Genomic DNA, 22,636 nt, shown 5'->3' with positions numbered 1-22,636 from the left:
GCCATCCGGCACCCCGGCCTATTTATTGGAGTGAAACATCATGGCTGATATCGCCAAGCTTGTTGAAGAACTGTCGAAGCTGACCGTCATGGAAGCCGCTGAGCTTGCCAAGGCACTTGAAGAAGAGTGGGGCGTGAGCGCCGCTGCTGCTGTTGCTGTTGCTGGCCCGGCCGGCGGTGGCGACGCAGGTGCCGCTGCTGAAGAAAAGGACGAATTCGACGTCGTCCTCACCGGCGACGGTGGCAAGAAGATCCAGGTCATCAAGGAAGTCCGCGCCATCACCGGTCTCGGCCTTACCGAAGCCAAGGCTCTTGTCGAAGGCGCACCGAAGCCGCTCAAGGAAGGCGTTGCCAAGGCAGAAGCCGAAGAAATCAAGGGCAAGATCGAAGCAGCCGGCGGTACCGTCGAGCTCAAGTAAGCTTTTCGCTTACGCTTCGATCTCTCACCCGAGAGATCACGAAAGGGCGGTACCGCAAGGTGCCGCCCTTTTTGCATGCGAAACCGGGGCGCCGCGGCGATAAATCGGGTTTATTCCGGAATTCTTCGCTTCGCTTCTTGCGCGAGGCATCCCGCCGCAATAACGGCACCGCACACCCGTAAGAGGTGCTCCCGAAAAGAGGAAAAAATGGTCGCTTCGATCGCAGTTCTCTGCGCCTACGTTTGCGCGTGCCTTGTCCTGGCCGCGCTCCACTCCCGCCTGCTCCCGGACTCCTTCACCGCCTGCTGCCTCGACGGCCGCCCCTGGATGGCGGTCGCGTGGCCGTTCCTGTTCGTCTTCGACGCCTGCGACTTTGCAGGTTGGGTGATCCTGCGCGCGAATGACGCCGTGAAGTCGATCACCTACCGACTGCCCGGTCGCTCCCGGAAACGCAGGAAGCGCGTCACGCACTCCTATTTCAGCTACGGCTCGGCGCTTCCCGACAAGCGCCACAAAGCACGCCGGGCACGTCAGCGCCCGCTTGGCCGCTATTCTCGCCGCACGAAGTCGCAGCGGCGCAGCGCCTGATCGTCAAGCACGATCGTCTGAACACAAGACCCCCGCAAGACATCGAAATTCCGCCGAAGCAGATCTTCGGGCGGACCAATCCTTGCGGCCGCGTTAACCAGAACGCGAAACCGAACCTTGAGGCAAGGCCATTAGCCATGCCCCATGGCCGGAAGCTCTCACACCGCCCGCATGGCACGATCCGCGCTGCGCTTTGCGCTTGCCGGTGCCGCCACCTTCGCACTTGCGCCTGCCGCGCAGGCAGCCATTCCCGGCGCCGCGATGGTACCGGCGGCGATCGCCATCGAAGCCACCAATTGCTCCTCGGCATTCGCTCCGAGTGCTCCGGTCTCGATGTCCGACAGCGCGCCCAGCAAGGGATCACAGATCCTTGGCGGGACAAGCGCGCTCGACGCGATCCGCGCGCAGCAGGAAGCGCCCTCGTCGCATCCGCTGCTATCCGGAACGCCTGCCAAGTTCGAACCCGCAGCCGCACCTGCTCCGCGCGACGCGCGGACCTGCGCGCTTGCTCCGCAACCTTTCAAGCTCAATCCGAAGCTTGCCGCCAAACCGGCAGGCTTCGTCGCGCAGCGCCCGGGCTTTTCCGTTTTCGCACCGCGTACGGAGCCGCGTGACGGCCTCATCCTCGGCAGCCGCATGGTGCCGATCGGCCGCACCAGCTTCGATGCCCAGTGGAACCGCGTGAGCGGCGCCCGCACCGACCTTGCGCCCACGCTTGCCTCGATTTCCGGCCCCAAGGCTGACCGCGCGGACCTGATCGCCTCGGTCAATGCGTGGGTCAATCGCAGCATCGGCCATGCCGAGGACCGGGACCTGTTCGGCCGCAGCGACTATTGGGCAGATGCAGCCACGACGCTGCGCCTCGGGCGCGGCGACTGCGAAGACTTCGCCCTGCTCAAGATGGAACTGCTCGCTGCGGCCGGAATCAAGAGTGAAGACATGATGCTCACGCTTGCACGCGACCTGATCCGCCGCCGCGATCACGCTGTTCTCGTGGTGAAGACCGAAGACGGTTTCGTCATGCTCGACAATGTCGGCAGTGCCCCGCTCGACGGATCGCAGAGCCACGGTTACCGCCCGGTCATGAGCCTGGGCGCAAAGCAGAGCTTCCTGCACGGATATTGAGAGGCGGGTGCTGCTGCACCCTTCCCCTCTCCCCCAACCTTATCGCTCGGTCATCGCCCGGTCGAAGGCGCGGTTCACCGGCTTGAACAGATAGGACAGCACGCTGCGGCGCGCGGTCAGGATTTCCACGTCGCAAACCATGCCGGGCACGATCGGCAGGCGTACCCCGCCCTTCTCGATAAAGGCGCGGTCGGTTTCGATTACGACCGCGTAATAGGCTTCGCGCTCGACCTCGTCGAAAATGCTGTCGGCGCTGACCTGCACGACGTTCCCGCGCATGCCGCCATAGATCGAGAAGTCGTAGGCAGTGACCTTGACGTTGGCCTTGTCGCCGACCTTCACGAAGGCACGGTCGCTGGGTGAGATGCGCGCTTCGATCAGCAGCTTGTCGCCCACGGGGACGATCTGCATGATCTGCTCGCCTGCATTGACGAAGCCGCCCTGCGTGGTGACTTGCAGATCGTTGACGACACCGTCCGACGGCGCGCGCAATTCGTTGCGGTCGCGCCTTGCAGAAGCACCGCGAATGCTTTCCTCGTTCACCGCGATACGCGTGGTGATCTCGCTACGCTCGGCGAGCGCCTGCTGGCGGAAATCGGCACGTGCCTGGCTGAGGTCGGCCTGTGCCTGACGGATCGCTGCCGAAGCGCGTCCTGCGGCCTGGCGGGCAGCCGAGAGGCGGCCCTGCAAATCGACGACTTCGCGCTGGGCCGAAAGCAAATCGGTCTGCGGGACGATGTTCTTTTCTGCCAGTGGGCGGAGCATGTCGACCTGTTCGCGGGCAAGGCGCAGGCTGCTTTCGAGGCTCGACGCGGTGGCCTGCGCTTCGGACAGGTCGCGGCGGCGCTGCTCGACTGCCGAGGCGAGTGAGGATTCTCGCGCGCGGGCCGTATCGGCGCGGGCCTGTGCGAGCCGGCGTTCCTCCGCGCAGGCTGTTCCTTCCCCGCATCCGGCGGACGAACCGCCAGCCTCTGCATCGAGCCGCTGGGCGCGTGCCGTCAGGCGCTCGTTCTCCGTCTGAAGCTCACCGAGGGCGGACGCGCTCTGCGAATCGTCGAGGCGGACCAGCAGGTCGCCCTTCTTCACGCTCTGGCCGTTGCGCACGAGGATCTCGGACACCACCGAAGGTTCGGCGGGCTGGACCAGCTGCGCCTTGCTCGAGGGAATTACCTTGCCGGTGCCGCGCGTGATCTGGTCCACCTCTGCGACGGCGGCCCATGAGAACAGCAGCGCAATCCCCACCGCCGCGACGATGATGAGGCGGCGCGAGGCAGTCATCGCATTCCAGCGCTGGGTCACGCTCATTGCTCTTGCTCCGAAACTGTTGCGGGCGCGGTTATTGCTTCGCCCTGCCCGCCGACCGTCGAGCGATAGCTTGCGCTCAGCTGGACGGGATCGGGAATGCTCAAGCGCCAGGTCTTCGTGGTGTCGATCCGCCCGCCGACATCGGCAGCGGCATGACGGTCCTTCACGTCGGGAGCGACGGTGAGACCGGGCGTATATTCGGGCACTGCGCTGGCTGCGAGTTCGACCGCGTCATCGTCTTTGCGGAAACGCGCGAAGTCGATGGCCGGCTTGTATTCGCGGCCACCCCAGCTGCCGTAGAAACTGGCCGCGCGGCCCGGGGACCCGGGAAAGCGGTAGAAGATGTGACGGCCGACCTGCGCGATCTTGCCAAGACGAAACGCCCAGTAGGGCACGACGTAATCGGCGTGGTAATGCGTCGCAGTACCCACCTCGGCAACCTCGTAGCCGGACAAGGCATCGCGCGCGATGGCCTTGGCATTGCGCCACAGGTCTGCACGCGGCTTGCGCATCAGTGCGCCGTCGCAAGTGAAGCTGAACTGGCAGACGGGCTGGTTCCACCCCTGGTAGACCACGCCGCAGACGGTGTTGGGATAGGCGGGATGGCGAACACGGTTGAGCACCACCTGCGCAACCGCGCGGCGGCCCTTTTCCGGTTCCAGGGCGGCTTCGTAATAGACTGCCTGCGCAAGGCATTCGGTTGCCGTGCCATAATGCGCCGACGACATGGGAATGCCTGTGAAACGACCTGCCCGCTCGATACCGCTCTTCATGGTCGGGATCGCAAGGTTGCGTTCGATCGCACCTTCGGGATCGGTATTTGCGAGCGTTTGATCGGCCTCGCTCGATGTGGTCATCGCTGCGAGGTCCTGCTGCAATTCCGGCTCGAGCACTGCCATCGCGGCAACGGTTTCCTGCGGTACGAGCAGAGAGGATGTGCCGACAAGGAAGCTCGCGCCAGCCAGCAGGCCAATAGCACCATAGCGGCGGGCCTTGTGGGTCGCAGCCGAAGTCACGAGGCGCCTCCGCGCGCCGCACCGGCCTTGGCGAGCACGTCCTTCACCGGGCCATCGGCAGCGATGCGGCCACGGTCGAGCACGATCAGGCGGTCGCAGATCGCAAAGAGTGCGGGACGATGGGTCGAGATGACCAGCGTCTGGTCAGGCGTGATCGACTGCGAAAGGCGCTCGACGAAGAGCTTTTCCGTATCGCTGTCCATTGCGCCGGTGGGCTCGTCGAGGAACAGGAGCTCGCGCGGTTCGACCATGGCGCGGGTCAGCGAGAGGAAGCTGCGCTGGCCGCCCGAAAGCTGGCGCCCGTCTTCGCCCACTGCGCGGTCGAAACCGCCTGCATCGCGCGACAGATAGCTATCGGCACCGGTGGCGCGCATGGCGGCGACCAGTTCCTCTTCGGAAATGCCCATCTTGCCCAGCGTGAGGTTTTCGCGAACCGAACCGGAGAAAAGCGCGGCATCCTGTCCGACGAAGGCGAGTGCATCGCGCAGCTGGTGCGGACGGTACTGGCGGCTGTCGATCCCGTTGACGGTCATCGAGCCTTCGGTCGGCGCATAGAGGCCGCACAGGAGGCGGCCGAAGGTCGACTTGCCCGATGCCACGCGCCCGACGAGTGCGATGCGCTCACCCGGCTCGATGGTCAGGTTTAGGCCTGCCAGCGCCACCGGCGATTCCTCGCTGTAGCGGAACTCGGCATCCTGGAAGACGATGCGCGGCTTCGTGATCGCGCTGGGTGCGACGCTCGCGCCCAATTTGCGCTCGTCCCCACCCTCGAACATCCGCTCGATACTGCCGAGCGTTTCCTTGGCCTGGCGGCCGCGGGTCAGCAGGAAGGCGATCTGGCCGGCCGGTGCGAGCGAACGCGATGCGAGCATGACGATGGCGATGATCACGCCCATGGTGATCTCGCCGGCGGCGAACAGATAGTAGCCGCCAATGATGAGCGCCACGGTCGAAAGCTGCTGGAAAACCTGTGCAAGGCCGACCGCAACCGAGTTGATGTTGCGCAGGCGCAGCTGCGAATGCCCGCCCACTTCGGCAAGCCGGTGCCAGCGCGAGAGCATGCCGCCCTCGCCGCCCATGGCTTTGAGCGTTTCCGCACCGGTGAGCGATTCTACCAGCAGCGTCTGCTGGAGGCCGTAATCGGCCTGCGCATCCTGCGAGGCCTCGACGACCTTCTTCTGCAGGATGAATCCAGCAATCGTCATGGTGAGGATGATCGTCAGCGGGACGAGCGCCAGCCACCCGGCGATGATCGCGATGACGATGACGAAGATGACGAGGAACAGCGCATCGACCACCAGCACGACCGAGGTCGAGGCGAAGAAATCGCGCACGGTCGCATATTCGGCGACACGCGCGGCGAGCGAGCCGGTGTGTCCCTTGCGCTCTGCCAGCGGCACGGCGAGCAGGCGCGAAAAGATCTTCTGGCTCAGCTTGAGGTCGAGACGCTGGGCGATCTCGTCCACGATCGAGGTCCGCGCACGGCGCAGTGCGAATTCCAGCGCGAAGGCCAGCAGAACACCCGTGCCCAGCACCCAGAGCGTTTCCTGCGCCTGGTTCGGGATCACGCGGTCGTAGACGTTCATCGTGAAGATCGGCAGCGCGACGGCGAGCAAATTGATGAGCAGCGATGCCAGCAGCACCGGCATGAACGCCTTGCGCTCGCGGCGAAGTTCGCCCCAGAACCAGTGCGAACGCGCCTTGGCATGCCACGGCGCCTCGTCGGCGCGCATGCGATCGGGATCGCCGTAGATCGGGATCAGGCGACCGGCGTAGACACCGGAAATCTCTTCGCGCTTTTCCCAGATTTCATTGCCCGTCTCGGGTCGCCAGACGAGCAGTTCGCCGTCCTGCGAATCGAGGACGATGACATAGCGCCCCTCTTCCAGCGCGACGATCGCGGGCAGTTGCGTCGCGCTGGCCGGCAGGCGGCTGCGCTCGACGACGTCGTAATTCAGCCCGGCAAGGTCGAGAGCAGCAGGCGCCTGGTGATAGGGCAGCAGCCCTTCGGCGTTGCGGGGCAATTGCGCGAGCAGGTCACGCGCAAAAGGGAGCCCGTAGCGACGCGCTCCCTCTCCAATGCATTCGACGAGCGGGTCCAGGACCCGCCCGTCGATCTGTTCGGCAATTGCTTGTTCCATAGCCGTTATGGCCCTTGCTCCGCGCGATTAATCTCCGTCGACGCGCCTCTGGAGCTCGGCTTCCGCAGGCGGTCCGTAGTTGAACCGTGCACGTTCAGCCTCGCCCGCACCGGCACCCGGTGCGATATTGAGGGCGTCCAGGAAATTACTCGTAGCAGCTAGCGTTTGGTACTGCGCAAATAATTGCGAGAAGCGTGCCGTTTCGAGACGCACCTGCGTATTGAAGCGGGTGTTCTGCGCGTCGAGCACGTCCAGCAGCGACCGGCGGCCGATGTTGAACTGGCTGCGATAGCTCAACAGCAGGTCGTCGCTGACCTGGCTCTGGCGGCCCAGCTGCTGCGTGATGCGGCGCTGCGTATCGAGCTGCTGCCATGCGAGTCGGACATCTTCTTCCGCTTCGCGCTGGCGATCGTGCAGGGCGTAGCGTGCGAGGCTGGCCTGACGAACGGTTTCCTGCAGCTTGGCACGGTTGATGCCGCCGTCGAAAACGTCCCAGCGCAGCACGACGCGAGCCTGTACATCGTTGGTATCACCGCGGAAACCGTCGATGTCTTCACCCACGCGGCCGCGGGCTTCGACGCCGATGGTCGGCCACAGGTCGCCTTCAGCCGAATCCACCAGCGCATTGGCGGCATCGACATCGGCCTGTGCTTCACGCACCAGCGGGTTGTTCAGGCGTGCCTGGCCGATGGCCGAGGCGAGATCGGACGGCATTGCCGCCGACAGGTCGGGCGGAAGCGTTCCGGCCGAAATATCGAGACCGGTCAGGCGACGCAGCGAGATGTATGCGTTCTGGAGATCCAGGTTCGCTTCCTCGCTACGGACCAGTGCCGACTGCAGGCGCTCTTCGGCCTGCTGCTGGTCGGCGATCGAGATCGAGCCTTCGTCCACGCCGCGCGACAGGTCGGTGACCAGCGACTGGTGGAACATGGCATTGTCCTGCGCAGCGGCAGCAACGCGCTGCTGGAGCAGCACGTCGAGATACTGGCGGGCGATCTGCAGGGCGACGAATTCCGAACGCTCCACGACGCGCAGCGAAGCACCATCGACGCGGGCGGCCTGGCGCAGCAGTTCACCCCGGCGGCGACCGAAGTCGAACACGGTCCATTCACCGGTGATACCGGCTTCGAGCGGATAGAGTTCGTCATCGGCAATGCCGAGCTGGCGACGCGTGTTGTTCTCGAGACGGCGGATACCCGCGCTTGCCTCGATGTTGACGCGCGGCAGGAAGAGACCCTGCGCCTGGCGGCGTTCGAACTCGATCGCCTCCTTGTTGTACTGCGCCTGCAGGATTTCCGGATTCGACTGCATCGCGATTTCGATCGCTTCCTGCATCGTTACCGGTTCCGCCTGGGCGGTCTGTGCCATCACGGCCGGAGCCGAACCTGCGAGCAGGATTGCGGCGGCGGTTGCAAGGGTTTTCTTGTACATTGTCTTATCCCCCTCTCTTACTCGCTGACCAGGATTTCGACGCGGCGGTTCTGCAGCTCGCGTACGCCATCGGCGGTCGGGACACGCGGCGATTCCTCACCCTGTGCCTGAGTAGTGATGACGCCTGCCGAAATGCCGCGGGCGGTCATCAGTTCTTCGATTGCCTCGGCCCGGCGTTCGGACAGGCCGATATTGTAAGCATTGCTGCCCGCACGGTCGGCATGGCCGACGACGGTGAAGCTGCGCCAGTTACAGGTCGGAGCGTTTTCGACGACATATTCGACCGTCTCGACAGCATCCTGCTGCGGCGTGGCGGAATCGAACTCGAAGAAGATGAGGCCCGGTGCTTCTGCGTTGCAGACTTCCGGCTGCGGCGCAGGCGGTGCCGGCGGCGGCGGCGCGACATAGGGCGTCGGCTCGCGGTTCATCATGTCGTAGGCCAGCGCGCACTTCGACAGGCTGGTCTCGTCCTTGGTGTTCGACTTGAGGAAGCCGAGCGCGATGCCGCACTGGGCCTTCGCCTCGCTCGCCCAGGTGTAACGCGGGTCGTTTGCGTTCACGATGGCCGAATTGTTGGTCATCGCGAGAGCAGCGTCATAACGCCGCTCGACTTCGCCGCGCAGCTGGCTGCCTTCCATGCTCATCAGATCGTCCTGCGCGAAAGCCGCAGCGGGTATCATGCCCACCACCGCTCCGGCCAACGCGATAATCGCTGTTATGTTCTTCATTGCAAAGGTCCCCTGTTGCAAAATCCCGTTTATTTTCAAGCGGAAGCTGCGACAAGCGCCGCTTCGTCGGTCTGGTCCGTCTGAGCAATGCCGACGGTGTGGAAGGGAAGGTCGTTGCCGATCATCCCGTCGAGAAGGCCCTCGACCGGGACGCTGATCGCATCGCCGTTGCCGGCTCCCGTATCGTTGGCGGCGAAGTGCGCGACCACATCGTCGACCTGTGCCTCGGCAGCAAGTTCTGCCACCGCTTCACCCAGTGCCTTGCCGGCATCGGCCAGCTCTGCTGCGTCCGCTGCGGGCGCGTTCGCCTCGAGCATCAGCAGGGCTTCCATCGCGCTTCCGGTATCGCCGATGGCGAGACCGTCGAACGCGCTCGGCATTCCAGCGAAGCCTTCGTCGGCTGCGGCATATTCGAAGCCGCCCATGTCCGGCGCGGCAACCGCGTCGCCCATGGCTGCCTGGAAGTCGCCGCCATCACCGAGGATGTTCGCCATGGCGAGATCCTGGCCGGCCCCGGCATCGATTTCCACGCGGCCGTCGAATGCGATCGCGTAACCTTCGGGCATCTGCGGCGCTTCGAGCGTCGGCGCAGCCGCAAACTCGAAATTAACCATAAGATCACCGGCGGAAGCGGTCTGTCCGAAGTCCTGTTCGAAGCCCGCTTCGATGGTCGGCATGACGAAGGCCGCAGCGCTTGCCGCAATCGCCGTCGCTTCCGTGGCGCGAGCCATCATGCGCGAACCGTCCTGCTGGGCGGTGCTCGTCGAACCGAACATCGCCATGTCCAGCACTTCGGCGTCGGCCATCAGCGTGTCGTCGAGCGTCTTGATCGTCGCTGCCGAGGTGATGTCGGCATCGATGAAGACCGAGAGGTCGGAAACGCTGGTGACGTCGCCATCGGAGTCGGTTGCGCTGATGTCGAAGTCGAGCGTGAGATCCTGCGGGAGGATCGAGCGTTCGACCGTGACGTCGGCGCGGAAGCGGACGCTGCCTGCGGTGTCGATGTTCTCCATGGTCAATTCGCTAAACGAGATGGTCGCGGGGATCACCAGGTCACCGGCGCTGGAGATGGTAATGATACCGGTTTCGGTCTCGGCCACCGTGCCATCGTCATTGTAGCGAGTGACCGTCCAGCGGAAGTCCACCGGTCCGGAACGGACCTGCTGGACGTTCAGCGTGATACCCGTGAGGATATCGGCATCGGTTTCGGGATCGTCGTTGACACCCAGGTTGCCCGGAACGTGGAATTCCATGGTGAAGAATTCCGTCGGGTCGGTCCACTGGTTGCTGACGCCGAAGCCCTGCGTCGACGCGTTCACGCCGTTGCCGTTGGACGAGAACTCGATCCGGCCATCTTCATTGATGTCGATCGTGCTCGGGTCGTCTTCCAGCTCGCGGAAGCCCGGGCCACCTGCCGAAAGGTTCAGCAGCGAGATCGATTCGGTCGAACCCGTATCCGGTGCCAGCAGCGTATAGGTGTAGTTGCCGTCGACATCGACTTCGAGCGTGTAGACGTCGGTGCCATTGGCCGAAGCCGTCAGGATCGCGCCGTCGTTCTGGCCGTCATTGTCGTTGTCGAGCTGCGTCAGCGTGTAGGTCAGACCGTCGATCGGCGTGCCGGTGTAGGTAATCTGGAATTCACCATGTCCGTCGCCGCCAGGCGAGTAATCGAACGTACCGGTACCGGTCGCATTGTCGAAGTTGCCGACCGTGATGCTATCGGGCGTCATGTCGCCGATGATCGGGCTGTCGTCCTCGACCACCACCGTGATGCCCGCGGGCAGCGTCGTGGTCGTGGTGCCGTCGTTTACCGAAACGTCGATGCTGAAGCCAAGGATGTCTTCAACCGACGTGTCCGAGTGATCCACCGGACGGTTGAGGACAACGTCGTAGTTGCCATCGTTGGCGATCGAAACGGCAATGATCACACCTTCCGAAGTAGCACCGATCAACACATTCTGATCGGCATTCAGGCTCCACACGATGGCTTCGCCACCCGACGTCAGGCCCGGCGTGGTCGGAATGCCGAGTGTCACCGTGAAGGTATCATTGTCGGGGTCGGAAATCCCGATCGTGCCGCTTGCCGAACGACTATCGGTCATATCGTCCGGGGTACCGACGGTGTCGGGATTGCCGATCGGATTGCCGAGCGAATCCGTCAGGCCTTCTTCCGAAACAACCACTCCGCTCGGCGTAAGGACCGGGGCGTCGTTCGAACCCGTGATCGTGATCGTCAGCGTCGTCGTGCTGGTATCACCGTCGCTGTCGACGATGGTGTAGGTGAAGGTGTCCGTCTCGCTGTCGCCGTCGTTGAGGTACTGCACCGAAGCGTTGTTGAGCGCATAGGTGTAAGTGCCGTCTGCGTTGAGCGTCAGGGTGCCGAACTCGCCGGAGGTGGAGCCGCCGATCGTTCCTGCAGCGCCGCCGAAGCCGGTCACTGCGGTTACAGCCGGGCTGCCTGCGCCATCTGCACCGAAGTCATCGGCGTTGGTCAAGACGACGTTTCCGCCAACCGAAGCTGTATCTTCGGTCAGGGTGTTGGTGTCGGCCACTGCAATCGGGCCATCGTCGGCGAAGCGGATGTTGCCGCCGAGGTCGAGGACCACGGTTTCTTCATCCGTGTCGCCATCACCATCGGTGATGGTCGCGGTGCCCGAGAGAGAGAGCACGCCGTCGGCAAGCACTGCCAGCTGGCTGTCGTAGTTCGAGCTGTCGCCCGGCAGATCGTGGTCGATCGCTTCATACTGCGTCAGCGTCACTTCGCCGGTCGACGCATCGACCGAGACGCTGAAGACCAGCACGCCGTTGGCAAAGCCTTCGACTTCCGAACCGTTCATGCTCAGCGTGATCGGGTTGCCGCCGCTGGTAAGGCCCGAAACGGCGTTGTCGATGACCAGCGAGTAGGACCAGGCGGTCGAACCCGCGCCGTCGGCACCATAGTCGCTCGAGGCGATCGAGAAGGCACCGCCGAAGTTGGCCGTCGACACGTCGGTGTCGCTGGCAGCGCCTTCGGTATCGGCATCCTGCGTGGTCAGAGTGATCACGTCGCCATCGGTCACGGTCGCATCGATGGCCGGGCCATCGTCTGCGAAGCGGACGTTGCCGCCGAGGTCGAGAACGACAGTCTCTTCAGCCGTATCGCCGTCGCCGTCGGTGATCGTCGCGGTGCCGGTCAGGTTGACCAGGCCCGAGCCGAGCACTTCGAGCTGTGCGTCATAATTGCTGTCCGAGCCCGGAAGATCGTGGTCGATCTCTTCATACTGGGTCAGCGTGACCACACCGGTGGTGTCGTTCACTTCGAGGGTGAAGACAAGCGTGCCATTGGCGCGGCCTTCGACCACATCGCCGTTCATCGAAAGTTCGATCGCAACACCGTCGCTGGTGAGGCCCGAAGCCGAGCTCACGACCGAGAGGCCATAATCCCAGGCAATCGAACCTGCGCCGTCTGCGCCGAAGTTGAAGCTGTCGACTGCGAACGCGCCGCCGAAGTCTGCGGTCGACACATCGGTGTCGATGCCACCAACCGTGTCGGCGTCCTGCGTGGTCAGCGTGACCGCGTCACCATCGGTGACCGAAGCGTCGATGCTCGGGCCGTCGTCGGCGAAGCGGATGTTGCCGCCGAGGTCGAGCAGGACGGTTTCTTCAGCCGTGTCGCCGTCACCATCGGTGATGGTTGCGGTGCCCGAGATCGAGAGCACGCCATTGGCGAGCGCTTCGAGCTGGCTGTCGTAATTGCTGTCCGAACCCGGGAGATCATGGTCGATCTCTTCATACTGGGTCAGCGTGACCACACCGGTGGTGTCGTCGATAGCAACGGTGAAGACGAGGACGCCATTCGCGCGGCCTTCGACCACATCGCCGTTCATGGTCAGCTCGACCGGAACACCATCGCTGGTGAGACCCGAGGTAGCATTGTCGATGACGAGGCTGTAATCCCAGGCGATCGAGCCAGCGCCGTCTGCGCCGTAGTCGCTCGAGGCAACCGAGAAGGCGCCGCCGAAGTCGGCAACCGAAACGTCGACGCTGGTGCCGCCGACGGTTTCCGCGTCGAAGGTGGTCAGCGTGACTGCATCGCCATCGGTGACCGTGGCATCGATAGCCGGACCGTCGTCGGCGAAGCGGACGTTGCCGCCGAGGTCGAGGACCACGGTTTCGTCGGCAATATCTCCATCGCCATCGACGATCGTTGCCGTGCCCGAGAGGGTAACGAGGCCGTCACCCAGCACTGCCAGCTGCGCGTCGTAGTTGCTGCTGTCGCCCGGCAGAGCATGGTCGATCTCTTCGTACTGGGTCAGCGTCACGACGCCGGTCGCGTCGTTCACTTCGAGGGTGAAGACGAGCACGCCACCGGCGCGGCCTTCGACCACGTCGCCGTTCATCGAAAGTTCGATCGCAACGCCGTCGCTGGTGAGGCCCGAGACCGCATTTTCGACATTGAGGCTATAGGTCCAGGCGATGCTGCCTGCGCCGTCCGCACCGTATTCGCTACTGTCGATCGAGAATGCGCCGCCGAAGTCGGCGACCGAAACGTCGGTGTCGGTACCGCCAACCGTGTCGGCATCCTGCGTGGTCAGCGTGACCGCATCACCGTCGACCACCGAAGCGTCGATCGAGGGAACATCGTCGATGATGTTCACGTCGATGGTGCCGGTGCCGATCAGATTGCCAAGATCGTCATAGACTTCGTAGTCGAAGCTCTCCTGGCCGGTGACCGTGTTCGCACCATTGTCGCCGCCCTGGCTGGGGACGAGGCTGTCGCCATCGACATTGGTGGTCAGTTCGTAGGTGTAGGCACCCGTGTCCGGATCCAGCGTCAGCGTGCCGTAGGTGCCGGTTGCCGGGCTCACCAGCACATAGGTGAAGGTGCCGGTGGCATTGGTGACCGTGATCTGGCCGTTGCCGAACTCGCTGTCGCTGGCGGGATCGCTGCCGAAACCGAGGCCGGCTTCGTTGACGGTCGCGCCGTTGTCTTCGACCGTACCTGCGACATTCGTGATGTCGATTTCGAGCGTGGCCTCGGCGACATCGCCGTCTGCGTCCACGATCTGGTAGGTGAAGACGTCGCTGACATCGGCATTCGTCGCATTGGCGAAGCTTTCGTAGCTGTAGCTGCCGTCCGCATTGACGGTCAGTTCGCCATAGGTGCCGGTGACGACGAAGGGCGCGCCATTGTCGGTGCCGCCGGTGCCCGAAACGCTCAGGATGGTGAGCGAGCCGTCGGCGCCATTGGCATCGACGCCGAAGCCGTCGTCATCGGTCAGGATGTTGCCGGTGACGGTGTCGCCTTCGGTGACCGAATTGGTGTTGTCGGTGGCGGTCGGCGCATCGTCGTCGAAGGTGATGTCGAGCGTGGTGCCGACCGTGTCGCCCTCGCTGTCGGAGACGATGAAGCCGATGCTTGCGAAAGCGTCGTTTTCGTCATTGCCGGCGGTGTGCAAGACGTTCTGCAGCAGGGTAACGGTGTAGGCACCGGTCTGCGCATCGGTCAGTTCGACGGTGAAGATATCGCCGCGGCCGCTCGATGCGGTCAGGACGTTACCGTTCAAGGTGAAAGTGACCATTTCGCTGCCGAGCATGGCCGACGTGCCGTCGAGCGACGGATCGAAAGTGATGGTGGCCGGGCCGTCATTGCCGACGTCGAAGGTCAGCGAACCCGTGAAGCTGGCTTCGCTGGTGTCGGCCGGATCGTCGCCCACGTTGGCGTCGAGGTCGCCCGTATCCGAATCCGGGTTGCCACCGGCAAGCCCGTCGTCATCGACGGTCGCGGTGACGGTGCCACCGGTCGGCTCGCTGTCGGGAAGCAGATTGACCGTGACGGTCGCAGTCGAGCTGTCGCCGTCATTGTCGATGATGGTGTAGGTGAAGCTGTCGGTCAGCTGGCCGTTGCTGCCAGCCCCCGGAGCGGGCGTGTAGGTGAACAGGCCGGTGTCCGGATCGTAGGTAACCGTACCCTGGGTGCCCTGGGTGGTGACCGAGACGCTCGCGATGTTCGAGGTATCGACGCCATCTGCACCGAACACGTCGTTGTCGAGCGCGTCGATGACGATCGGATCATTCTCGACGGCCTGGTCGGCGCTGTCGTCATTGGCGGTCGGGACATCGTCGATCACTTCGATGTCGAGCGATGCGGTATCATCCGAGCCGTCGGTATCGGTTGCAACGACATCGAAGCTGTCGACCAGCGAGTCTTCGCCTGCGACCGAGTGGTCGAGCGTGTTGTCGCCGAGCTCGTATTCATAGGAAACCGTTGCAGCGACCACGTCGCCATTCGCATCGAGCGTGACGTCGACTGCAGTGATGCGGACATCGCCATAATCGCCGGTGATGGTGAGCGGGTAGGTTTCGCCGCCACCCCACACCTGGACGCCGCCAACGGTCAGGACGCTGAGCCCGTCAGGGCTGTCCACGGTGAAGCTGCCGCTCTGCACCAGCGCGCCTGCATCGGGCGAGGAGCCGTCGGCCAGATCGTCTTCGTCGACGGTCAGTTCGGGCGTCTGGAGGTCGAGACCGTTGATGGTCACGATATCGTCGTCGCCATTGATGGTGATCGTCAGCGTGGTGGTGCTGGGATCGCCGTCGCCATCGGTGATGGTGTAGGTGAAGACCTCGGTCAGGCTCTCGGTGGAATCGAGACCCTGGACGAGCGGATTCGTGTTGTCGAGCGTGTAGGTGTAGCTTCCGTCCGCGTTCAGGACGAGCGAACCGTACATACCGTCGAGCGAGCTGCCCACGGTGCCGTCGGTCGCGCCGAATGCAACGCCGGTGACGCTGGCACCGTCGGCACCCTGCGTATCCGCGCCATTGTCGCCATTGGCTTCGGCATCGGTGATGACATTGCCGTCGGCGGTCAGCGGGCCGTCTTCGGTAACGCTGTCGGTGTCGGAAACCGCGGTCGGGACATCGTCGATAATTGCGATCTCGAGATCGCCCGAGGACGTGTCGCCGTCCTGGTCGGTGACGACGACTGCGAAGCTGTCGAAGGTGTCGTCGCCGCTGGTGTTGGTGGTCAGCTCGTAAGTGTAGCCGATCACGCCGTCGGCAATCGAGGTGATCGTCAGCGTGCCGAAGCTGCCGGTGAAGGTCTGGCCGACAGCGGTGACTGCAACGCCGTCGATCGTGACCGAGGCCGGGCCGTCGGGCGCGTCATAGGTGAAGGTGCCGCTGGTGAACTCGCTGTCGCTGGCCGCATCCGAACCGGCCGGAAGGCCTGCTTCATCGACCAGCGTACCGTCTTCGCCTGCAACCGGCAGGTCGAGCACGACCGGGCTGTCGGCAATCGCGATCACGAGTGTGGCGGTCGCGGTGTCGCCGTCGCCATCGGTGATGGTGTAGGTGAAGGTGTCCGAAACGCCGCCTTCGGTGCCTGCATCGCGGGTGTAGGTGTAGCTGCCATCTGCTTCGATGGTCAGCGTACCGTATTTACCCTGGATGGTGTCGCCTGCAACGCCGCTGCCGTTCGCACCGGTATAGGAGGTGACGGCTGCATCGTCTGCGCCGACGGTATCATTGTCGAGCACATTGCCACCGACCGGACCGTAGTCGCCGGCCGCGATGCTGTTGGCATCGTCTGCTGCCGACGGATTGTCGTCGATGATATTGATGACCAGCGTCGTCTGGGCGGTGTCGCCGTCGCTGTCGGTCACGACCAGCGTAAAGCTGTCGCTGTCGGGGTCCGAGAGCGTGTTGTCGGTCAGCTCGTAGGTATAGCCATAGACGCCATTGGTGAGCGTAACCGTCAGGACCCCGTCGGCAGTCGTGACGGTGCCGCCGGCAGTGACGTCGACGCCGTTGATGACCAGCGAACCGACGGTATCCCCCCGGGTCACGAGAATGATTGAGCCGCTGGCAAATTCTCCGTCGCTATCTTCGTTGGATCCGGCCGGCTCACCACCGCGGGCAGGCAAAGCCTCCTCAAAAACTTGATTCTGACCACCGACGAGGATGCCCGGCGTCGAGTCGTTGTCCAGGATGATCGTGACCGTGGCGGTCGAGACGTCGCCGTCGCCATCGGTGATGGTGTAGTCGAAGGTTACGGTGCCTTCTTCGCCCGGAGCAGGCGTGTAGGTGAAGGTGCCGTCGCCATTGTAGGTGACGGTGCCGTTGCCACTGAGCGTACCGTCGACCAGCGCGATCGCGTCGAGCTGGACCGAATCGGCGCCCTGTACGTCGTTGGAGAAAACGTCGACCGTGACAGGAGCATCTTCGCTGTCCTGCGTTTCGCTGTCGTCATTGGCGGTGGGTACGTCGTCGGTGACCGAGATGGTGAAGGTACCGATTGCGGTATCGCCATCGAGGTCGGTCACGGTCAGGTCGACGTCATAGGAGACGTCGTCGCCCGAGGTGTTGTCCTCGAGCGTGTATTCATAGGTGATGGTGCCGGCGACCGGATCGTAACCGGTGATCGTCAGCGTGCCCTCGCCCACGTCGAAAGTCTGGCCGGGGCCGGTGACTTCGACGCCGTTGATTTCGACGCTCGCAACGCCATCGGGCGATACGAAAGTAATCGTGCCCGCAGCCGTTTCGCTGTCTGCCGGTTCGTCCGAACCTTCCGCCTCGCCGATACGTGCGGGAAGGCCTGCTTCGTCGACGAGCGTTTCGGCATCGCCGCTCGGCAGGCGGGTGATTTCAGGCGTGCTGTCACCGATATTGATGGTCAGGGTCGCCGTGGCGGTGCTGCCGTCTGCATCGGTGAGCGTGTAGGTGAATTCGTCCGAGACGCCGCCGGGGGCATCGTCGAAACGGGTGTAGGTGTAGCTGCCGTCGGCTTCGAGGGTCAGCGTGCCGTATTCACCGTCGATGGTGTCGCCGGCCGAACCCGAACCGCCTGCGCCGGAGAAGTCGGTGACCACCGCGCCGTCGGCACCTTCTTCGTCGGCACCCGCTGCACCCGTGTCGGTGCCGGCGCCGGTCATGACGTTGCCGTCGATCGGGCCGTAGGTGCCAGCATCGACGCTGTCGATATCGTCATTGGCGATCGGCGCGTCGTCGATCACCTGGATGAGCAGGCTTGCATCGGCGCTGTCGCCGTCGACATCGACGACGGTCATGGTGAAGAAGCCGTCTTCGGTACGGCCAACGAGGTTGTCCTCGAGGGTGTAGGAGAAGCCGATTTCGCCATTTTCCAGATCGATGCTGGTGATGGTCAGCGTACCGTCGTCGCTGGTGAAGGTCTGGCCGATGGCGGTGATCTCGACACCGTTGATCAAGACAGCAGAAACGCCGTCGGGCGCTTCGAAGACGATGGTACCGCTAGCCGTTTCAGCATCGGTCTCGTCACGCGTACCTGGGGTTTCGCCGATGCCGTCAACGGTACGAGCCGGCAGGCCGGCTTCGTCCACGGTAGCGATGGCATTGATGACGCCGACGGGATTGTCGGGCGTCTCGATCACGATCTCGGGATCCTGATTGACGTTATAGGGAATGACTTCCTTTTCTTCGGGCTGCGGGAACTGCAGCTCGGTGTATGGAAGGAGATCGCCGAGGCCATAGGCAGCCTGGATGTTGCCCGGATCGACTTCGAAGTTGCCGCCCGAGCTCTGCGGATCGCCGGCAGCGGGCTGCGGCTCGTTGCCGGTCAGCAGGGCTGCAAGGTTGGCAGCAGGAACGGTGACGCCGTCGATTACGATCTGCGGGACGATGATGGCGCCTTCGGGGATGACCACCCGGCTGCCGTCTTCGAGGATGAGGACGAGGTCCCGACCTTCTGCGCGCAAGTTGTCGAGCGAGGTCCCTTCGGGAAGCACAACGACACCGTTGGCGTCGGGCAGGAGAATGATATCGCCGCGCGAGCTGGGCTGGGCTTGGTTGGCATTGCCCTGCATCTGCTCATCGGAGCCTTCGGTGCCAGCCTGGGCTTCGGAGAAGTCGTTGCGCGTTTCGAAGCTATCCATGTCTTCCGTCCTTACTAATGCCGGGCGGTCAGCGGTTTCCCCCTGGCCGAGCGAACAAGTCCGAAAGCGCCTGCCACGTCATGTGGCGTCTGGCTGATCGCGCGAATGGAAATGCCCCCATCGCCTGCGATCCTTCCGTCATGTCCGCGACCCGGCTTCAATTGTCTCCATCCCACAGACGAATCGCGCCTGTAGTCGGATGAGCCGTTGCATGGAAAGAAACCACTACTTGCGGGCGCATGCAAACCAATTAACTGTTGTTCACCCCCTGCGCAAAGCCGACCTGCCCAAAAGGGCCATCGAAAATCCATTATAGCACTGATTTCGAAAGATAAACGAGAACGGTCCAGAGTTGGGACAAGGCCCAAGCAAATAGCGCCGCTCGCTGCCGACAAGTGAGCCTGCAGAAATTGTGAGCGTTAACGTTGCTCCCAGCCTGCGACCTGCGTGCGAATCCAAGGCCAGCTATCAACCGACCGAACTGGCCGCCGCATGTCCGCCTGGCCAACTCGATCCGAACTTGCGAATCGGTGATTCGAGGAAAATCAGAAGGATAGGAAACCCCGATTCGCCTGCGCCACGCAAACCACCCCTCCCCTATAGGGAATCCCGCGCGCACTCCCCTCGCGTCGGCGCCAGGGAATCACTTTGCTCACCAGCTCGACGAATTGAGCGGCAACTGCGACGATTCGCGCAGAGAATTTCTCGAAGCCTTTAAGAATTAACCAGTTTTTTTATTATTTGGCAGGCAATAAGCCCCTGATTTTCCGAGAAACTGCATAATCGTTGCAAGAAAGTTGACCGGAGGGCCCGTTTCAGTGATTTTTAAATGGCTTCGAAGGGAGCCAGCGTGCAAGGACCGGCGCAAGGCCGGATATAATAATCGGGCCGCGCCGGTTCCACAAAGACCCCCTTCGAGCGGTCAGTCGGAAATAGATGCCGGCGACCTTGTTGAAAGATCGGACATTCCCTTGGGGGGACGTCTATTTAGACTTGGGGTAATACATCATGTTCAAGGCTTTTCTTCGTGACGAATCGGGCGCTTCGGCTGCCGAATACGCTCTGATCCTCGCCGTTGTTGGCGCCGGCATCGCTGCCGCTGCTTTCTTCCTCGGCGACGCAATCGACACCGCAATCGGCGCTGCCGAAACGGAAGTCGAAACCTGCTCGGCTGGCAACACCACCGGCTGCCAGTAAGCCGCAATTGAAAGACCGCCCTGGCCCAAAATGGGTCGGGGCGGTTTTTTACAATGCAACTCCTGTTAAATTTGATGTATACGGGGTTGTGAGGCGGAATTGGATCGCCTTGTACATTTATGGGGGGAAGTAAGATGCGGGGGCGTAATCTTATAATCCTAGGCATCGCGATCGTGGCCGGCCTGTTTGCCGTCTATCTCGCCAATACCTATTTCAGCAGTGCCGAAGAGCGTGAAGAACGCCTTGCCGAAGAGCGGCAAATGGCACGCATCGCCGTTGCGACGCAGGACGTCGCATTCGGCCAACCACTCACCGACACGAACACGCGACTGGTCAATTGGCCGGCAAGCTCGGTTCCCGTCGGTGCCTTCAAGAGCGTAGAGGAAGCCACGGCCGGCGGCCGCGTCGCGCTTCGCCCGATCACGGTCGGCGAACCGATCCTTGCCAGCAAGGTGAGCGGTAGTGATGGCCGCGCCACTCTCGCATCGAACCTTCCCGAAGACATGCGCGCAGTTGCCATACCGGTGAACAACGTCGCCGGCGTCGGCGGCTTCGTCCGTCCGGGCGACGTGGTCGATGTCATGCTGACCCGCCAGATCCCCGGTGACGGCGCGCAGACGACCGACAAGATGACGACCGTCGTGCTCGAGAACGTCCTCGTCCTCGCAGCAGACCTGATTGCCGACCCGAACGAAACGGCACCTGCCGTGACGCAGACCGCCACGCTGCAGACCGACCTGTTCGGTGCGCAGAAGCTGGCGCTTGCCCGCGAGGTCGGCACATTCACCCTGGCGCTCCGCAATGTCGAAAACCAGACCGTCGGCGGCACCGAAACGGTTGTCGTCACCGACCTTGGCGGCGGCAATCGCCGGATCTACGCAACCGGCCGCGGGGGCAGTATCCGTGATGCAGGCGGCGGCGCCCAGCAGGTAATCAATCTCGCTTCGGCACGTACGTCCGGTGGCGCTGCTTCGGCTGCCCCGCGTCGCCCGCGCGGCCCGACCATGAGCATCGTCCGCGGCACCGAAGCCGAAACCTATGAAGTGGAGCGTTAAGATGGCCCACGCATTCAATAAACCGCTTGTCGCGCTCGCGCTGGCACTTGCCGGCACCACGCTGGCCCCGGTCCCCGCACAGGCGCAGGTCCAGGGACAGGACGGCATGTCGATGCATGCCGGCACGGTGGAGATCGCGGTCAACAAGAGCCAGGTGCTCACCGCAGACACCGCGATCGACAGGGCCATGATCGGCAATGACGCGATCGCGGATATCCTGCCGGTCTCGTCCAACTCGATCTACGTGCTGGGCAAGGAAGTCGGGACCACCTCGCTTACCCTTTACGACCGTTCGAACCGCGTGATCGCCGTGATGGATATCTCGGTCGGTCCGGACGTCGCCAGCCTGCGCGACCAGATGGACCAGCTCATGCCGGGCCAGCCGGTGCAGGCCCGCACGTCGAACGGCGCCATCGTGCTTTCGGGAACGGTCAGCGATGCCGGCGTGGCAGACCGCGCCGTCCAGCTTGCCCGCGCTTATGCTCCGGAAGACAAGATCGTGAACCTCATGACGCTTGGCGGCAGCCAGCAGGTCATGCTCGAGGTCCGCTTCGCCGAGGTTTCGCGCAATGTCGGCAAGGACCTCGGTGTCAGCAGCTTCATTTCCGGCGGCCGCCTGCAGGGCGCTACCGGCAATGGTGCAGCGCTTCCGGGCGGTCCCTATTCGCTGAACAACAACAACCCGTTCACGATCGATCCTATCACCGGCGGGTTCGGCATTATCGGCCGCGCTTTCAGCGATGTGCTGGGTGCCGATATCGACCTGTTCATCGATGCGCTCGAGGAAAAGGGCATGGCCAAGACCCTGGCCGAGCCGACGCTGATCGCCCTGTCGGGTGAGCGTGCCTCCTTCCTCGCAGGTGGTGAATTCCCGATCCCCGTCGTCCAGAGCGGCGGTGGCGGCGGGACCGACGGTAACAATGCGGTCACTGTCGAGTTCAAGCCCTTCGGCGTGAGCCTCGGCTTCACCCCGACCGTGCTGTCGGACAAGGTCATCAACCTGATCGTCGAGCCGGAAGTCTCCTCGATCGACCCGACCGCCTCGATCACGCTCAACGGCTTGCAGATCCCGGGTCTCCAGACCCGCCGGGCCAGCACCGTGCTCGAACTGCGCGACGGCGAAAGCTTCGCCATCGCCGGTCTCCTGCAGCAGGACTTCAAGACCACGGTCAACCAGGTCCCGCTCTTGGGCTCGATCCCGATCATCGGCTCGCTGTTCCGTTCCTCCTCCTTCCAGAAGGGCGAAACCGAACTGCTGATCATCGTCACGCCGCGCCTCGTCGCACCGATCCGGCCCGAGCAGGTCCGCCTGCCGACCGACCGTGTCTACGACCCGAGCGAGGCAGACGTGCTGATCATCGACGGCGAGGCCTACAAGCCGCGCCCGATGGAACCGATCACGGGCCCGGTGCCCGCCGATGCCGAAACTCCTGCAACCGGAGCTAGCGATTATGATTATTGAGCGCACCCGCATCCTGCTGGCCAGCGCGGCCATTCTCGCCGCTTCGGCCTGCACCAATAACGACGGTCGACTCGACCTGTCGCAAGGCGACCCGACCTGGGGTGATGCCAACCGCGCGACCATGGCCGCGCAGGTGATCGATCCCTCGCCAGAATACGATACGCCGATCCCGCCCACCTCCGCATCGAATGCGGTACGCGCGGCCGACGCCTATCGCGAGGGGCAGGTCGAGCAACCTGAGCGCATCCGTACGACGGACAGCGGCCCGAACTAAAGGTAT

At 63.4% G+C, this 22,636-nt stretch carries 13 protein-coding genes; 7 read left to right on the top strand and 6 right to left on the bottom strand.

Annotation, left to right across the window (positions count from 1 at the left end):
* Nucleotides 1-40: 40 nt before the first annotated feature.
* The 3 genes from rplL (at nt 41) to K3136_RS09985 (ending at nt 2,131) form a co-directional block, all read left to right on the top strand.
* Nucleotides 41-418 carry a 50S ribosomal protein L7/L12 gene (gene rplL, locus K3136_RS09995; protein WP_221430170.1) on the top strand — a complete coding sequence of 126 codons (378 nt, stop codon included), beginning with the start codon at nt 41-43 and terminating at the stop codon, nt 416-418.
* 207 nt (nt 419-625) lie between these two features.
* Nucleotides 626-1,006, top strand: coding sequence for a hypothetical protein (locus K3136_RS09990; RefSeq protein ID WP_221430169.1), 381 nt, complete (start codon nt 626-628; stop codon nt 1,004-1,006).
* Between the two features lie 171 nt (nt 1,007-1,177).
* Nucleotides 1,178-2,131 (top strand): transglutaminase-like cysteine peptidase, encoded by a 954-nt coding sequence (locus tag K3136_RS09985; RefSeq protein WP_221430168.1) that lies wholly within the window; start codon nt 1,178-1,180, stop codon nt 2,129-2,131.
* A gap of 39 nt (nt 2,132-2,170) precedes the next feature.
* On the opposite strand, the gene K3136_RS09980 is transcribed toward K3136_RS09985, so the two are convergent.
* Genes K3136_RS09980 through K3136_RS09955 form a run of 6 tightly spaced genes read right to left on the bottom strand, consistent with a single transcriptional unit; the run spans nt 2,171 to nt 18,642 of the window.
* The gene (locus K3136_RS09980; protein ID WP_221430167.1) at nt 2,171-3,436 is read right to left on the bottom strand and encodes an HlyD family type I secretion periplasmic adaptor subunit; all 1,266 of its coding nucleotides are present in this window, start codon (nt 3,434-3,436) and stop codon (nt 2,171-2,173) included.
* Entirely contained in the window at nt 3,433-4,452 is a 1,020-nt protein-coding gene (locus K3136_RS09975) for a cell wall hydrolase (protein WP_247711327.1), read from the bottom strand. Before K3136_RS09975 ends, K3136_RS09980 begins: the two co-directional genes overlap by 4 nt.
* On the bottom strand, nt 4,449-6,593 hold the full coding sequence (locus K3136_RS09970; RefSeq protein WP_221430166.1) for a type I secretion system permease/ATPase: 2,145 nt from the start codon (nt 6,591-6,593) through the stop codon (nt 4,449-4,451). Before K3136_RS09970 ends, K3136_RS09975 begins: the two co-directional genes overlap by 4 nt.
* 27 nt (nt 6,594-6,620) lie before the next feature.
* Entirely contained in the window at nt 6,621-8,024 is a 1,404-nt protein-coding gene (locus K3136_RS09965) for a TolC family protein (RefSeq protein ID WP_221430165.1), read from the bottom strand.
* A 17-nt stretch (nt 8,025-8,041) separates the two neighbouring features.
* Nucleotides 8,042-8,752 carry an OmpA family protein gene (locus K3136_RS09960; protein ID WP_221430164.1) on the bottom strand — a complete coding sequence of 237 codons (711 nt, stop codon included), beginning with the start codon at nt 8,750-8,752 and terminating at the stop codon, nt 8,042-8,044.
* A 35-nt stretch (nt 8,753-8,787) separates the two neighbouring features.
* A complete protein-coding gene (locus K3136_RS09955; protein ID WP_221430163.1) occupies nt 8,788-18,642 on the bottom strand; it encodes a DUF5801 repeats-in-toxin domain-containing protein in 9,855 nt (3,284 codons plus the stop codon).
* Between the two features lie 1,008 nt (nt 18,643-19,650).
* On the opposite strand from K3136_RS09955, the gene K3136_RS09950 reads away from it, so the two are divergent.
* The 4 genes from K3136_RS09950 (at nt 19,651) to K3136_RS09935 (ending at nt 22,630) form a co-directional block, all read left to right on the top strand.
* The gene (locus K3136_RS09950) at nt 19,651-19,839 is read left to right on the top strand and encodes a Flp family type IVb pilin (RefSeq protein WP_221430162.1); all 189 of its coding nucleotides are present in this window, start codon (nt 19,651-19,653) and stop codon (nt 19,837-19,839) included.
* A 134-nt stretch (nt 19,840-19,973) separates the two neighbouring features.
* Nucleotides 19,974-20,894: a Flp pilus assembly protein CpaB gene (gene cpaB / locus K3136_RS09945; RefSeq protein ID WP_221430161.1), complete on the top strand. Its 921-nt coding sequence runs from the start codon at nt 19,974-19,976 to the stop codon at nt 20,892-20,894.
* 1 nt (nt 20,895) lies between these two features.
* A complete protein-coding gene (locus tag K3136_RS09940; protein WP_221430160.1) occupies nt 20,896-22,356 on the top strand; it encodes a type II and III secretion system protein family protein in 1,461 nt (486 codons plus the stop codon).
* Entirely contained in the window at nt 22,346-22,630 is a 285-nt protein-coding gene (locus tag K3136_RS09935; protein ID WP_221430159.1) for a hypothetical protein, read from the top strand. Before K3136_RS09940 ends, K3136_RS09935 begins: the two co-directional genes overlap by 11 nt.
* Nucleotides 22,631-22,636: the final 6 nt, after the last annotated feature.

Source organism: Qipengyuania gelatinilytica, assembly GCF_019711315.1.
GTDB lineage: Bacteria > Pseudomonadota > Alphaproteobacteria > Sphingomonadales > Sphingomonadaceae > Qipengyuania > Qipengyuania gelatinilytica.
Note: the sequence above shows the minus strand (reverse complement) of the source record. Positions and strands in the feature narration are given on the sequence as shown.